Source organism: Methanolobus psychrotolerans (assembly GCF_002243045.1).
Lineage (GTDB): Archaea > Halobacteriota > Methanosarcinia > Methanosarcinales > Methanosarcinaceae > Methanolobus > Methanolobus psychrotolerans.
Genome location: NZ_MBKP01000039.1, coordinates 35,180 through 52,544, shown reverse-complemented (window position 1 = coordinate 52,544; position 17,365 = coordinate 35,180). Strand labels below are relative to the sequence as shown.

Here is a 17,365-nt window from a genome sequence, read left to right as displayed (position 1 = left end):
TCATTGACTCCTTCAACGATAACCTTGTAATCACCGAAGTGTTTAGAGGCATCGGCACGAGTATCGAGTTTACCCTTGACCGCAGCTTTGGACAGCATGTTGGCATCAGAAACAAGTGCATTTATTGCATCGATACACTGGTTCAGGTTGTTCTTGATCTCATTGAAGTCACCGTTGTATTCATCAGTGATCTTATCCGGGATCTCTCCCTTTGCTATCCTGTCAACATACTCTGCTGCAACGTTAAGTGGACCTATTACAGCGTCAAGTGTATCATTGACTCCCTGGACAACTGCCCTGTAATCGCCATAGTGTTTAGAGGCATCTGCACGTGTGTCAAGTTTACCCTGGACAGCTGCCTTTGACAGCATGTTCGCATCAGCCACAAGTTCATTAATTGCATCGATACACTGGTTGAGATTGTTCTTGATCTCATTGAAGTCACCGTTGTAGTTATCGGTGATCTTTTCTGGTATCTCTCCCTTTGCTATCCTGTCAACATACTCTGCCGCAACGTTGAGTGGTCCTATGACAGCGTCAAGTGTGTGATTAACACCTTCAATTATATTCCTGTAATTACCTTCAAACCTGCTAAGATCAGCACGCTCATCCAATTTACCTGCAATCGCAGCTTCTGCAAGTTCACGGACACCATCTGTGATCTCCATCTCTTTGCTTATATCAAGGACATATTCGAGTCCTCCTACAATCTCTCCCTTCTTATTTTTCAGAGGTGCTCCGGAATATCTGATTGGCAGCTCACCGGAAGGTAATTTTGCGATCGTGTCACTTGTACACACAGAGTCTGTCTGCATAGCTTTTGCCACCTGGCAGTCAGCCGTGTTACAATGACCCGTATTGAAAAGGTTGAAACATTTCTGACCCATGCATTTTTCAGGTGTGCTGTTAACAGCAGAAGCTCCCGCCATGTTCATGAACTGAACATTGAAATCCCTGTCAACAATCATTACTGGTGTCGGTATTTTTTCAAGATAATCTGCCTTTGTGCATGCGTCATCAATTGCCTGCTTTACTTCTGTTTTGTCCATCACGATCTCAAGTGCACCGATGATCTTCCCATTCCTGTCTTTAACCGGAACACCTTCATAATCAATGAATAGGTCCTTTCCACCCGGATGAGCATCTGTTTCACTGGATACATTCTGTCCGGTTTTGATCGCTCTTGCACAAGCACAGTTCTCTGTACGACAGTCAGACGTCTTGAAATGGTTATAGCATTTCTCGCCGATCAATTGTTCTGGTTCCTGACCAATAACAACTGCACCTGTCTTATTCATATAAGATATGTTAAAATCCGTATCTATTATCATAAATGGGGTTGGTATCTGGTCAATGTGACCCACTAAAGCATCAATTACCTGATTGACACTTGAAATAAGTTCTGCATATTCCCCATTAAAGTTCCCTACGTTGCCCCTTGTGGTAAGTCTACCTTCAATTGCTGCATCAACTAGAACATTTGTTTCTTCCATTAGCTTATTGAGAGAATCGATACACTGATTCAGGTTATTCTTTATCTCGTTGAAGTCGCCTTTATATTCATCTGTGATCTTTGCAGGGATGTCTCCTTTGGAGATCCTGTCTATGTACTCTGCGGAAACGTTCAATGGACCTATTACTGCATCAAGAAGCTGGTTGATACTTTCCATGGCTTTCCTGTCGTTACCATCATAGGCTTCGATCTGGGCACGCGTGTCAAGTTTTCCCTCTATCGCTGCATCTACAAGTGTCAGTATTCCGTTGACAAGCTCCTCGTTCTTGTTTTCGGTGATGTCAAGGACAAAACCGTCAAGATGCTGTATGGTTCCGTCTTTATCCGCTATCGCCTGGCCATCTTCGTGCATCCAGCGGATGCTGCCATCCTTATGGATCATACGATATTCGATATCCCATGATCTGCCGGCATTTATTGCCTCACTGATCTTCCTGTCAACAGCATCGGCATCATCCTGATGAATGATGCTTCCATAAGACCGGACAGAATTATTAATGAAGTCTGAGGCAGGATAACCACATGATGAATTGACCTTTGGGGTTATATCGATCATTGTCCGGTCTTTATCATACTTGCACCTGTAAATAAATCCAGGCAGATTAGATACAAGGAACTGTAACTTCGATTCTTTATCAGACAATGTCTTTTTAATGTTAACTATCTCTTCTTGGAGCTTATCTTTATTACCAAACATATACAACACACCTCTTATTGCATGAACTGTGACTAATTGTCACACATCAAATTATTCAGTACAGTAATATAAGTCCGCATATTATATATAAGGTTTATTATAAAGTAAATAGTGATAATTGTAACTCCTTAAACCATGTGACTAAAAGTAATGCGCTTCATGCTGTATACTCTGAAAATAAAGCAGCATATAATTGATAGGATGAACGCAAAAAATCACTGAATGGTTGTAATTTATAATTTCTTTCATTTGTAAAACTATCAAAAGTAATATGGTAACTTTTGAACTAAGTACCCACTGATAAATTATATATGTATACAAATATTAGTAGATAGGAAGGTTGAACTGTTATTGTGATGTACATTTATTAAAATACTCGGAAAATAGTTAAGGAACAAAGTAGATGAAAAAAATGTCTTCTGGTCATAAATCATTTTTATCCTCAGAAACAGACGAAGAAAACGCTTGGATATCTGACATTAATTATCTGTCAAAATGGCAGGCCAATTTTCTGAGAACTCTTCTGGAAACCATACCAGAACCTGTATTTTATAAAGATTCACAAGGGAAGTATACTGACTGCAATAAGGCCTTTGAGAAACTTATCGGACTGACCCGTGGAGAGATTATCAGTAAGACTGTGTATGAAATAGGACCAGAGGAAATAGCCGACAAGTATTCAGAGAAGGACAAAGAGCTCTATCAAAAACATGGTAAACAACGGTATGAAGGGCAAGTTAAGACCAAAGATGGCGATATCAGAGATGTCATCTTTGACAAAGCAACCATAACAGGTACAAATGGCAACGTGGAAGGTATCATAGGCGTGATTTCCGATATCACTGAGCAAAAAAGAGTTGAAAATGAGCTACTTCTTAGAGAGGCCAGATTACGGAGCCTTGTAGATATCCTGCAGTCCAGACACGATTCTATCCAGGAGTTTCTTGATTTTGCACTCAATGAAGCCATTAAGCTCACTGAAAGCAAATTTGGTTATATATATTACTACAGTGAAACAAAAAAGAAGTTCACTCTTAACACGTGGTCTAAAGATGTAATGAAGGAATGTGAAATTACCAAACCCCAGACAACTTATGATCTGGACAACACAGGCATATGGGGGGAAGCGGTCAGACAACGTAAGACAGTAATAGTAAACGATTTCAATGCCCCGAATATACTGAAAAAAGGTTATCCTGAGGGTCATGTTAAGCTCCATAGATTCATGACAGTACCAATTTTCAGAAATGACCGGATAGTCGCTGTGGTCGGGGTTGCCAACAAAGATTCAGCTTACAATGAGAACGATACACTTCAGCTTACTTTGCTCATGGATTCTGTATGGAATATTATAAGACATATAGGCGCAGAGGGGGCGTTGCGGGAGAGTGAAGAAAAATTCCGTGGCCTCTTTGAACATTCTATTAGTGGTGTGGCTATCCATAAGATGATCCGTGATGAACAAGGCAATCCGGTTGACTATGTGTTCCTTGAGGCAAATGAAACATTTGAGAAGCATACAGGATTGAAAGTTGACGATGTTCTGGGAAAACGTGCAACTGAAGTTCTTCCGGGTATTGAAAGAACGTCTTTTATTGAAAAATATGGTAAAGTCGTAAGTACTGGTATCCCTGTTAATTTTGAAGATTTCTCTGAACCATTGCAGCGATACTACAACATAAGTGCATATCGTGTAGACACGGATATCTTTGCTACTGTGTTCCAGGACATCACTGAACGTAAGAATGCAGAAAGGAAACTCAGTGAGAGCGAGGAACGTTTCAGGAGATTGGCTGAAAATGCCAATGACCTGATATATCGCTATGAATTTGCGCCTAAGAGAGGATTCACTTACGTTAGTCCTGCTGCCACAAAGATCACAGGGTATTCCCCACAAGAGCATTATGAAGACCCTGATCTTGGTTTTAAGCTTGTGCATCCTGATGATCGTCAACTGCTGGAAAGTATGTCAAAAGGCGATCCAGACAGGACTACTGCTACGCTCCGCTGGATAAGAAAGGATGGGGAAATTATCTGGTCAGAGCAAAAGAATGTCTTCATTTATGATGAAAATGGAAATTTAATAGCCCTGGAAGGAATAGCCAGAGATATTACTGACCGCAAGCTAATGGAAGATGAGTTGGCCCGGAGTGAAGAAAAATATCGCTTGCTCTCAGATGTAACATTTGAAGGCATAATTATTCATGAAAATGGTGTAGTCGTTGAGGTCAATGAGGCACTGACCCGCATAATGGGATATACACGCGATGAACTATTAGGCAAGAATATATTACCAATGCTCATTTATCCTGATGATCTTGATATTGTCAGGCAGCAGATGGCTAAAAATACTGCAAAACCCTATGAAATTCGTGGAGTAAGAAAAGACGGATCATTAGTGCCCCTTGAAATTGAAGCATATGATCTCACACGTGCTGATCGTCAGGTTCGTGTAGCAGCAATAAGAGATATCACAGAGCGTAAGAAGGCCGATGAGGCTTTGTCAAATAGTAATTTGTACAATAAATCCTTGATCGCAGCTATTCCGGATTTGGTATTTGTTCTAGATATTGATGGTGTATTTGTTGATTATAAATCAGCGGATGATGAAAAACTGGCTATGCCTAAAGAGATGTTTTTAAACAAAAACATATTTGAAGTTCTACCAAAAAAACTGGCTACTGAACTTAAAATAGGCATTGATAAAGTTATAAAAGAACAGTTAACAGAAACAATAGAATATCAAATGCCTGTTAAAAATGAAATGGGGCATTTTGAATGCAAGATGGCTTCTTTTGGTGAATACAAGGTTATTGCTGTTGTTAGAGACATTACCGACCGCAAAAAGGCAGAAGAGATACTTGAAAAGGAAAAGTCTCTATTAAAAAGCCTTCTTGATTCAATACCTGATATGATATTCTTCAAAGACCTTCAGGGAGTATATCTGGGATGCAATCCTGAATTCTTGACTTTTGTAGGCAGGGATAGAGAAAGGATCATCGGTCATACAGATTACGACCTATTCAATAAGGAGCTTGCTGATTTCTTCAGAATGAATGACGCAACTATGGTGCAAGAAGGTAAAGCCAGACACAACGAAGAATGGGTAGGTTATCCAAACGGCAAAAAAGTTTTACTTGACACGCTTAAAGCACCTTTATTCAACTCTGCAGGAGATATTCTCGGATTGGTGGGTGTAGGCCGTGATATTACAGATAACTGGTATGCAGAACAAACAATTAAAGATCTAAATTCCCTTAACCAATCCACCCTTGATTCTTTAGATGCGAATATTTGTGTACTGGATGAAACCGGCAATATCATAAAAACAAACAAGTCATGGATGGATTTTGCTATTGCTAATTCTGCAGATATTGGCAAAGTAAGTGAAGGATCAAATTATATTGAAATAGCAAAAAGTTCAGATGGTAAAGATTCAGACCTGGGATTGAAATTCGCCAAAGGTATTGAAGATGTAATGTCGGGAAAAATTGATTTTTTTAAACTTGAATACCCATGTCATTCCCCGGAAAAAGAAAGGTGGTTCATAGGTAAGGTCCGGCCTTTTGAAAGTACTGATTCTTTTCCACGCAAAGTTGTTATTTCTCATATAGATGTCACAGAACGTAAACTTTCAGAGAAAAAATTGCAGACATACGCAGATGAGCTTGAAAAAAGCCATGAACAATTTATTCTGGCTGTAAATGGTTCCCGGGATGGCATATGGGACTGGGACCTGCGTGATGACAGTTTATACCTGTCTCCCAGGTGGAAAGAGATGATAGGTTATGAGGATTCCGAGCTCCCCAATGATTTCTCTACATTTAAGGAACATATCCATCCTGATGACAGAGTCAGAGTGATGGACTATATGCAAAATTATCTGCAAGGAAATATCTCTGAGTATCACATTGAATTCCGCTTCAGACACAAAAATGGGGAATATATATGGATACTGGCAAGAGGTTCATCTCTTGTGGACGAAAATGGTATTCCTTACAGAATGGCGGGTTCCCATACGGATGTAACGCAAAGCAAACAGGCAGAGTTAGATCTGAAGCAGTCACTAAATAATTCTCTCCAAAAAGAAACTGAAATTGAAGAACTTCTCAATGCAACTCATGCCATCCTTGAAAGCAATAATTTTGAAGACGCTGGAAGGCGCATATTCGATGCTTGTGCACGGGTTATAGGGGCAAAGGCCGGATATGTGGCACTTTTGTCAAAATCAGGGGAAGAGAATGAATTACTGTTTTTGGAAGATGGGGGTATGCCATGTTCTGTGAACCCGGATCTGCCAATGCCTTTAAGAGGACTGCGTGCTGAAGCATACGCCACAGGGCAGGTAGTGTATGATAATGATTTCATGAAGAGCAAATGGCTGGAATATATGCCAGAAGGGCATATGGTCTTACCCAATGTCCTGTTTTCCCCCTTGAATGTAGATGGCAAAACCGAAGGAATTATGGGTTTTTCCCATAAAGATGGAGACTTTGACGAAAATGATGCCAGACTTGCGCAAACATTTGGTGAATACGCTGCCATAGCTCTGAAAAACAGTAAGAATTACAATGATCTGGAAAACAGCAGGGCACAACTGCAATCAATAATTGACATTCTTCCGGGAACTCTTAATGTAGTTGATACTGAATACAATATTATTACTCTCAACAATGCTGATTTCAGGTTGAAACTGACAAAATATGATTCTGCCAGTGATATTATCGGTACAAAATGCTACGAAACGTATATGCAAAGATCATCTCCATGCCCCTGGTGTAAAGTTCAGGAAGTCATATCGACAGGAAAACAAGTTTTCGATGAAACAACTCCTGAGGACATACGCGAGATCAAAACCGGGAAGGCACTTCAGTTGTCGATATCTCCTATTAAGGACAAGCTTGGGAACATAAAAGGTGTTGTGGAATACGGAATTGATGTGACTTCCCTGAGAAATGCAAAATTACAGGCAGAAGCTGCAAACATGGCAAAATCCGAGTTCCTCGCCAACATGTCCCATGAGATACGCACACCAATGAACGGTATTATTGGCATGACCGGGCTGCTTCTGGATACTGAGCTAAATGAAGAGCAAAGGCATTACGCAGATACGGTACAGAACAGCGGGGAGACATTGCTTGGACTTATCAATGATATACTGGACTTCTCCAAGATAGAGGCCGGTAAGTTAGAGCTTGAAGAGCTGGACTTCGATCTGCACGAACTACTTGAGGATATGGCTGACATGCTATCGGTAAAGGCTCATGATAAGGGTCTGGAATTCATATGTGCCGCAGAACCGAACGTACCTCCATGTATCCGGGGAGATCCTGGCCGTTTAAAGCAGGTAATGATAAATCTGGTCAACAACGCGATCAAGTTCACAGAGCAAGGCGAGGTAGTGGTACGTGTGACCCTTGGATCTGAAACAGACTCTACCGCCACATTGCGCTTTTCAGTCAAAGACACCGGTATTGGCATACCAGATAACAAAAAAGATATTCTTTTTAATAAGTTCAGCCAGGTAGATGCTTCTACAACACGCCAGTATGGTGGTACAGGACTTGGTCTTGCAATTTCCAAGCAACTTGTGGAAATGATGGGGGGTGAGATCGGTGTTCAGAGCAATGAAGGCAAAGGTTCAGAGTTCTGGTTCACTCTCAGCTTTGCCAATGGATCAGAGGCAGAAGGTCTATGCAAGGAGAAACTGTCTTCTGTGATCGAGGGTTCACATGTGCTTGTGGTGGACGATAATGCCACCAATCGCGAGATACTTGCCAAACAACTCTCTTCGTGGAAGATAAAAGCAGAAATGGCCGAGGACGGTCCAATGGCTCTTCAGGCTCTCAACAGGGCATATGATGCAGGTGAACCTTTCCAGGCAGCGCTGTTAGATATGCAGATGCCGGGAATGGATGGTGACTCCCTTGCCCGTGTCATTGGGTCTGATCCAAAGCTCAAGAACAGTTCCCTGATAATGCTAAGTTCTCTGGGACACCATCCCGGCTCCCAATTGCAGGATAGAACAAACTTCAAAGCTTATCTTAGCAAGCCGGTCAGAGCATCTGAGCTGTACAACACTCTGTGCAATATACTTAGCATGGACAAAAAAGTACCAAAGTCACATTCTCATCTAAAAGACCGTTATACGCATGAAATTTCCAGCAGCGATCTGAGGATCTTGCTGGTTGAGGATAACATCGTAAACCAGAACGTGGCCCAGAGCATGCTGCAAAAACTGGGTTTTAGTGCAGATATTGCAAGTAACGGTGAAGAAGCAATAAAGGCTCTTGAAAATAATTCATACGACCTGGTGTTTATGGATGTACAGATGCCCGGGATGGACGGACTGGAAGCTACCCGGCACATAAGAGATCCTCTGTCTGCGGTACATGATCATGATATTCCTGTCATAGCAATGACCGCACATGCCATGACAGGTGACAAAGAACGTTGCCTTGAAGCCGGTATGAATGATTATATCCCAAAACCGGTTTCAATGCAGTCACTTATTGATCTAATGAATAAATGGCCACACACTATTCAAGAAAAAAGTCATGCAGACAATACTACAGGAGAAATGGAGGTCCCGACAGATCCTCTGATATTCAATAAAAAGTCATTCATGGAAAGAATGATGGATGATATAGACCTGGCCAGACGCTTAATAGATATTTTCCTGAAAGATGCACCAATGCAGTTGGATGCATTAAAAAAGGCTATAGATACTGGGGAAATGGAGGGGGTCAATCAGTATGCTCATAAGATAAAAGGTTCATCTGGAAACATAGGAGCTGAAGATCTTAGCAAAACTGCTGCAGATATGGAAAGCCTCTCCAAGGCAGGCAAGATCAACGAGGCTGCAGCTTTGATGATGGAAATGGAAAGCAAGTTTGAATTGTTAGTATCTCATTTGAAAGAACTGTAATAGAAAATAGGCAATGGACTGTATACTCGAACTTCATAAGCGATTCGGAACATCTATATAAGAATACATCTTGGGATTATAAGTATAAAGCAAAAAGGGTTGTTTGATCTGTTATTCACTGATCAAATGTATGAACTTGTAGAATGCACTGATTTTTCAATCAGGTATGTGTCATACATTTTTATCTTTGCATCTTGCTGCATCGGGAATCCAGATATCAAGCATTGCAAATTGCCTTTTGATTGATTATCCTCTTTATAAGACATAAGGGATCATGACAAAAATTGCTCCTTCGGAAGAATACGGAAAAAACCGTCAATCAATTTCACATGGTAATGATGGTCGTACAGAGCATGTATGCAAGAATGGTGAAAATAACAATAATCCTGTTTTTGTGGAAGCATTACTTGAAACCATTCCTGAACCTGTATTCTATAAAGATATTTCCGGAAAGTACATTGGATGTAACAGGGCATTTGAAGAGTTTACCGGAAAGCCAAAAGAAGAGATCATAGGCAGGACAGTCTATGACATGGGACCGCGGGAACTTGCAGAAAAATATGAGAATATGGACCGGAAGCTGTTCGAGCAACAAGGCAAGCAGATATACCAATGGAAGGTAATGTCGCCGGATGGTTTGGAAAAGGACGTGGTCTTTCATAAAATAGCTTTTACTGATCATTCTGGTAAAGTCGCCGGCCTTATTGGATTAATAGTAGACATTACAGAGATGAATAGGTCACTCATGGACTTGGGAGATAGTGAGAAGGATATTCATGCTCTCCTTAACGCTTCCACTGAGTCCGTATTGCTTATTGATATCACAGGGAAAGTCCTCGCATCCAACGAAACCGTTGCGCAGCGCATGGGAACTTCTGTTGGGATGCTTAGGGGAAAGAATATCTACGACTTTGTTTCAGAAGATGTGGCAAAAAGACGAAGACAAAAAGCCGATGAAGTAGTTGCAAAAGGCAAACCTGTTCATTTTGAAGATGAGCGTAACGGACATATTATTCACAATTCTATCTACCCGGTTTTTGACCATGAAGGGAAAACAGAAAAACTTGCAATATTTGGTGTGGATATCACCGCTTTTAAAGAAGCAGAATACACAATAATTGCACGTGAAGAACTATACAGAACCACCATCGAGACCTCTATTGACGGCTACTGGCATCTGGACATGGAAGGTAGGATCTGTGAAGTGAACGATGCATACTGCAGGCTCACCGGTTACACACGTGAGGAACTGCTTGGGATGAGCATCTCCGATCTGGATGTAAACGAGGATCCGGAACAGGCCGCTGCCCATATCTGTAAGGTGAAAGAGAGGGGAATTGACCGTTTCGAAACAAAACACCAGACAAAAGATGGCAGGATATTAACTATAGAGGTCAGTACAGCATACTCGGAAAAAGCAGGTCAGGGTCTTTTCTGTTTCTTGCGTGACATCACTGAGCGCAAGCAAGCTGAAGAACGCGAACAGCACCTTAAACAGGTACTTCTGGCTGTCAGGAACGTAAATCAGTTGCTTGTGCGGGAGAACGATCCCGATCGCCTTATAGAGCAGGCTTGCTCCAACCTTACCGGAACGCTTGGTTATTACAATGCATGGATGGTGCTCCTGGATACGAATGGGTCTGTAACGGCCACGGCTGTTTCGGGGGTTGAGATCGGCTGTGCGGCTATAAAAAAGCAATTGGAAAGTGGCAATTTGCCATTCTGCATGACCCTGGCCCTTGAACATAACGATATTGTAATTGTCGATCACCCGGATGCCAATTGTGCTGATTGTTCTTTATCCTGTGAGCATACGGGAATGTCTGGAATGGCCAATAGATTGCAGTTTGGTGACAGGGTATATGGTTTACTTGCTGTCATGATCCCCTCCGAATTTGCCCATGACAAGGAAGAACAGGACTTATTCGTTGAAATTGCAGATGATCTGAGTTTCGCTCTTCACAAGATCGCTGCAGAGAAGGCATTCAGGGAGAGTGAACAAAATTACCGGACGCTTGCTAATACCGGTCAGGCTTTGATCTGGACTTCCGGAAAAGACGGGCTTTGTAATTACTTTAATTTGCCCTGGATGCAATTCACCGGACGTACACTTGAGCAGGACCTGGGTGAAGGGTGGCTTGACAATGTTCACCCGGATGATATGGAGAATTGTCTGAAGACCTATTCGGATGCCTTTGACAGGCGCGAAAAATTCTCCATGGAGTATCGTCTGCGCAGGCATGATGGTGAATACAGATGGGTAATTGATGATGGTTCACCCCGCTACGACAGTACAGGGCAGTTCATAGGTTATATAGGTCATTGCCTGGATATCACCGAACGTAAGGTAATGGAAGATGCCTTGCGTAAGAGTGAAGCCCACGTAAAAAGGAAGTTAAGTGCCATTGTGGAACCGGAAGGCGATATCGGAACTCTGGAACTTGCAGACATCATTGATCATGAAGCCCTACAATCATTAATGGATGATTTTTTCCAATTGACCCAAATTGGTGGTGGTGCTATTGTTGATCTTCATGGTAAGGTTTTGGTCGCTACTAGCTGGCAGGATATATGCACAAAGTTTCATCGAGTAAATCCAAAAACATGTGCTAATTGTATTGAAAGTGATACACAATTGTCAAAAGGTGTGTCTCCTGACACATTTAAGCTTTACAGATGCAAGAATAATATGTGGGACATTTCAACTCCCATTATGGTGGGTGACTCACATATGGGGAACCTGTTCTTTGGACAGTTCTTCTTCGATGATGAGGAACTGCCATACGAGACTTTCAGATTGCAGGCAAATAAATATGGATTTGATGAAAATGAATATCTGGAAGCTCTTGAAAGAGTACCACGCCTGGATAGGACAAAAGTGGAAACAGTAATGGCGTTCTACACCAAGCTGACTGATATGATCTCAACGCTAAGCTATAGCAACATCAAACTTGCCAGGACACTAAATGAACTTGGCCATTCTCATGAATTGATGCATTATATTATTGGGCACACCCAAAGCGCCGTCGCAGTTCATGACAGGGACTTGAAGTATATCTATGTCAGTCAGCGTTATCTTGATGAGTATAAGGTAAAGGAAGAGGATGTTATTGGAAAGCACCATTATGATGTATTTCCGGATCTGCCTCAAAAATGGAGAGATGTTCACCAAAAGGCTTTGCAGGGGATTGTATCCAGTTCAGAAGAAGATCCTTATGAGAGGGAAGACGGTTCAGTGGACTGGACACGCTGGGAATGCCGTCCCTGGTACGAGGCAGATGGCTCAATAGGCGGTATCGTAGTCTACACGGAGATCATTACCGAGCGTAAAAAGGCAGAAGAAGCGTTAGAGAACGAAGTGATCAGGCGTCGTATTCTTATCGATCAGTCCGGTGATGGTATTGTTGTCCTTGATGAGAATGGTAAGGTTTACGAGGCTAACCAGCAATTTGCTGATATGCTTGGTTATTCTCCGGAGGAGGTCTCTCAGTTGTATTTATGGGGCTGGGACACTGAATTTACACGAGAGCAACTGCTTGAGATGGTAAGGGATGTTAATGAAACCGGTGACCGGTTTGAAACACGCCACCGACGCAAGGACGGTAGTTTCCTTGATGTTGAGATCAGTACTAACGGGGCGATATGCAACGGTGAGAAACTGGTGTTCTGCGTGTGCAGGGATATTTCTGAGCGTAAGCAGGCCGAGAAAGCCTTGCGCCAAAGCGAAGAGCGCTTTGCCCAGTTGTTTGAACAAGCTCCTCTGGGTTACCAGTCTCTTGATGATGAAGGACGCTTTTTGATGGTGAACGAAGCATGGTTGGAGACACTGGGATACAAACGTGAGGAGGTCATTGGCAAATGGTTTGGTGATTTCCTTGCTCCGGAGTTCGTAGAAGTGTACTGTGAGCGTTTTCCTGTTTTTAAAGCGAAAGGAATAATTCAGTCGGAATTTGAGATGCTTCACAAGACGGGCGAGAGAAGGCTCATCAGTTTTGAGGGGCGGATCGGTCACAAGATCGATGGCAGCTTCGAGCAGACACATTGCATCCTTTTGGATATAACCGAGCGCAAACGTGCCGAAGAAGCTCTCCGGGAGAGCGAGTCATTCCTGAGCGATGCCCAGTCCATAGCAAACATTAGTTCCTTTGTTTGTGATCTTGAGAATGGTTCGCTGGAATACTCCAGTAACCTCTTGAAGTTAGCCGGGCTTTCAGATGAGACTTTCTCAGGTAACATAGATAGCCTCATGAGCGACCTGGTGCACCCTGATGATCGCAGCTTTGTAGAAGAAGAGAAAAAGAAAATGTTCGAGCTGCGCAGGGCCTGGCCTATAGAGTTTCGTGTTGTGCTTCCTGACGGGAAGGAGCGCATATGGCAGTCACGATCACGATTCATGCTGGACAGGAATGGCATTCCCATCAAGTGTATAGGAACGCATCAGGATATCACTGAAAAGAGGGAATCCGACGAAAAGATGCAGGTTCTGGCAAGCCTTATGACAACTTCTCCGGCTTCGATCACCGTTCATGATTTTGAAGGCAATATCTTGTATTCAAATCCGAATACATACAAATTGCATGGATACTCGCAGGATGAAGCTGCACAACTTAATCTGCAACAGTTAGATGATCCACAGACCGCTCAGAAGATCTCTGAAAGAATGCAGGAGATAATGGACAAAGGCAGTGCATCCTTTGAAGCATGGCATATTAAGAAGGATGGTACAAAGTTCCCATTGCAAGTAAGCACAAAGCGTGTACACTGGCAGGGAAAGGATGCTGTGCTGAGTGTTGCATTGGATATAACCGATCAAAAGCGTGCGGAAGCGAAGCTGGAAGAGGAAGCGATAAGACGCCGCATCCTCATCGAACAGTCGCCTGACGGCATAGTGGTTCTCGATGAGCACGGCAAGGTCTTCGAAACCAATCAGAAATTTGCCGAGATGCTCGGTTATTCCCCGGCTGAGACACTTGAGCTGCATGTATGGGACTGGGATCAGCAATGGACCCAGGAAGAGCTGCTGGAGATGATCCGGGGCATTGATGCCGATGGTCTTCAATTCGAAACGGTGCATCGGCATAAGAACGGCAGTGAGATCTATATGGAGATCAGTGCTAACGGCGCAGTCTGTTCAGGACAAAAACTGGTGTTCTGCGTGTGCAGGGATATTTCGGAACGCAAGCAGTTCGAAGAGCAAATGAAAATATACGAACAGATCGTTTCTTCAACCCAGGACGGCATTTCTCTCGTAGATAAGAACTACAGGTATGTTACCGTTAATAATGCCTACGAAATGTTCTCGGGTAGGGGACGTGAAGAACTTGTCGGGCTTACCGTGGCAGAATATCTTGGGAAGGAAGTTTTTGAGAATGAGGTCCTGGAATATTTCGACAGATGCCTGAAGGGTAAGATCGTAAGTTACCAGGCGTGGATACATTACCCTATATTGGGCAAACGCTTTGTCGATATTACATATTCCCCATATATAGATAATGACGGTGAGATCGCGGGTGTGGTTTCAAATACCAGAGACATTACGGACACTAAAAAAGCAGAAGAGGCACTGAAGGAAACCAGTGACCGTCTGATACTGGCTACGCGTGCCGGAGGTGTGGGTATTTGGGATTACGACATAGAAAATAACACACTCTTATGGGACGAGCAGATGTTCCGCCTCTATGGAATAACTCCGGACCAGTTTGATGGTGCCTATGAAGCCTGGAAGACAGGTCTGCATCCTGATGATGTGGAGAGATGTGATTCTGAAACACAGATGGCACTGCGCGGAGAAAAGGAATTCGATACCGAGTTCCGGGTGGTCTGGAATAACGGAACTGTCCGCAACATCCGGGCTCTTGCTATCGTCCAGCGTGATGGATCCGGTCAACCGCTACATATGATCGGAACGAACTGGGATGTAACTGATCAGAAACTGGCTGAAGAAGAGCTAAAAAAGCGTGAGAAACTTCTTAGCAAGATATTTGAGATACTGCCGATCGGATTATGGTTTGTGGACAGCGACGGGAAGTTACAGAGCGGGAATCCCGAAGGGGTCCGTATATGGGGTGCTGAGCCGCACGTGGGGATTGGAGAATACAGGGTCTTCAAAGCCCGACGGCTTCCTTCAGGAGAAGAGTTAGCGCCCGATGAATGGGCACTGGCCCGTACCATAAGAGAAGGAATAACGGTTGAACAAGAGATGCTTGAGATCGATGCTTTTGATGGCGAGAAGAGAATAATCCTAAACTACTCAGCTCCGGTTCTGGATGATGATGGAGATCTGATGGGTGTCATTGTGGTCAACGAAGATATAACTTCTCTCAAGGATACTGAAAAAGCACTCCACGCAAGTGAACAATTATTCAAGACTGTTTTTGAGCAGGCATCTGTTGGTGTTGCTCAGGCCACCCCTGATGGTCGGTTGTTGAAGATGAATAGCCGTTTCTGTGAAATAGTGGGTTATTCTTCAGATGAATTAATTTCAATGAATTTCAGGGATATCACGCACCCTGATGATTTGCATCTGGAAGAAAAGTACATAATGCAAGTCTCTGCAGGAGAGATCGATTCAGCTGAATTCGAAAAGTGTTATATTCATAAAAACGGTCATAATGTCTGGGTAAAAGTTTATTCTAAAGTCATCAGAGATGAATATGGTTCGATCCTATATGCCATTGCAGTAGTTATAGACATATCCGAGCAAAAAAGTGCTGAAAAAGCACTCAAAGAAAGTGAAGAGAGACTGTCACTTGCAATGGAAGCTTCATCAACTGGTTTCTGGGATCTTGATCTGGATACTTATGAAACCTATATGAGTTCCGAGATATATACAATGAGTGGGTATGGACCTGATGAGCTTGCAAAAGATCTGTATACTTTTCTGAGTTTGATACACCCTGATGATGTAGAAACCATTACAAATACGATGAACACGGCTATTAATTTGCTGGAACCCCTGCATGTAGACCTAAGAATAAAACACAGATCTGGTGAATGGATCTGGGTTTCAATGAAAGGCAGGGCTACAGAGATTGACGAGAAAGGCCGGTCACATCGTCTCATAGGGACACAGGTAGACATCACTCCAAGAATTAAAGCAGAAGAAGCTCTTCTGTATGCCAGGGCTGCTGCGGATGAGTCAAACCGCATGAAAAGTGAACTGTTAAAGAATGTCACCCATGAACTCAGAACACCGCTAACTGCTGTAATTGGCTTTTCGGACCTGCTGCTCAGTGGAAACATTGAAAATAATGAAAGTAAACATAAGGAATATGCCAGGTACATTCACCAAAGTGGACAAGACCTGCTGACTATAGTTAACAGGATACTGGACTATACCAATGCAGAATATGGACTTCTGGAACCTCTTCAGTTGCAACGTGTCAATATAGATGATCTATTATCTCAAACCCGTGGCCTCCTTTTAACAAAGGCATTAAAGAAAGACATTAAAATCATTACAAAAACCGATAATGATCTCACAGATATTATTGCAGATGAGAACAAGTTTAAGGACATACTGTATAATCTTGTGGACAATGCCATCAAGTTCACACATAATGAAGGTTCGATAACGATAGAAGCGAAAAGCAGCAATGGCACTGTCCAGTTTTCTGTACATGATACAGGAATCGGTATAGAACACGAAAAAATAGACAAGATCTTTGAACCATTTGTACAGATAGATGGTTCTATCTCCAGGAAGTACGGTGGCACAGGACTTGGTTTGGCCCTGGTCAAAAAACTGGTCGAAATGCACGGTGGCAATATTTGGGTCGAGAGTGAGGTTGGAAATGGCAGTAATTTTATATTTAATATACCCCTAAATACTCTGGAGTGAAAAACTATGAGTTGTGTTTTAATCGCTGAGGATGACATTTTAACTTCAGTGTTGATTACGTCCATAGTGGAATCTGAAGGTCATAAGGCGTTCCACGCAAAAAACGGTTTAATTGCATTAGAAGCTACAGAAAAGTATCATTTTGACCTTATATTTATGGATATACAAATGCCAGGAATGGATGGGCTTGAGGTACTGAAGACATTGAAAGAAAACAATGCAACTTCAAGCATACCGGTAATAGCATTTACTGCTTCTATTAAGGGAAATAACGACAGGGAATTCTACTTGAAGGCTGGTTTTTCAGAATACTTATTTAAACCTGTATATGTAGACAAACTGAGGGAAGTTATAGGTAAATATCTGTCGTCTTCAGAGGTCTGATAA

At 42.6% G+C, this 17,365-nt stretch carries 4 protein-coding genes; 3 read left to right on the top strand and 1 reads right to left on the bottom strand.

The window, feature by feature from the left end:
• Nucleotides 1–2,210: PAS domain-containing protein (locus BB781_RS11910; RefSeq protein ID WP_129582704.1), on the bottom strand; the 2,210-nt coding region annotated here is incomplete at its 3' end.
• Nucleotides 2,211–2,622: 412 nt separating this feature from the next.
• On the opposite strand from BB781_RS11910, the gene BB781_RS16195 reads away from it, so the two are divergent.
• From BB781_RS16195 to BB781_RS11880, 3 genes are all read left to right on the top strand, one after another.
• On the top strand, nt 2,623–9,138 hold the full coding sequence (locus BB781_RS16195) for a PAS domain S-box protein (protein WP_242492650.1): 6,516 nt from the start codon (nt 2,623–2,625) through the stop codon (nt 9,136–9,138).
• 274 nt (nt 9,139–9,412) lie between these two features.
• Complete coding sequence (locus BB781_RS11885; RefSeq protein ID WP_094228705.1) at nt 9,413–16,978, top strand: PAS domain S-box protein; 7,566 nt, start codon at nt 9,413–9,415, stop codon at nt 16,976–16,978.
• 6 nt (nt 16,979–16,984) lie between these two features.
• Entirely contained in the window at nt 16,985–17,362 is a 378-nt protein-coding gene (locus BB781_RS11880; RefSeq protein ID WP_094228704.1) for a response regulator, read from the top strand.
• Nucleotides 17,363–17,365: the final 3 nt, after the last annotated feature.

Bases quoted from the DNA above. Each gene is read 5' to 3' on its own strand.
- BB781_RS16195 (WP_242492650.1), top strand. From the start codon at position 2,623: ATGTCTTCTGGTCATAAATCATTTTTATCCTCAGAAACAGACGAAGAA.
- BB781_RS11885 (WP_094228705.1), top strand. From the start codon at position 9,413: ATGACAAAAATTGCTCCTTCGGAAGAATACGGAAAAAACCGTCAATCA.
- BB781_RS11880 (WP_094228704.1), top strand. From the start codon at position 16,985: ATGAGTTGTGTTTTAATCGCTGAGGATGACATTTTAACTTCAGTGTTG.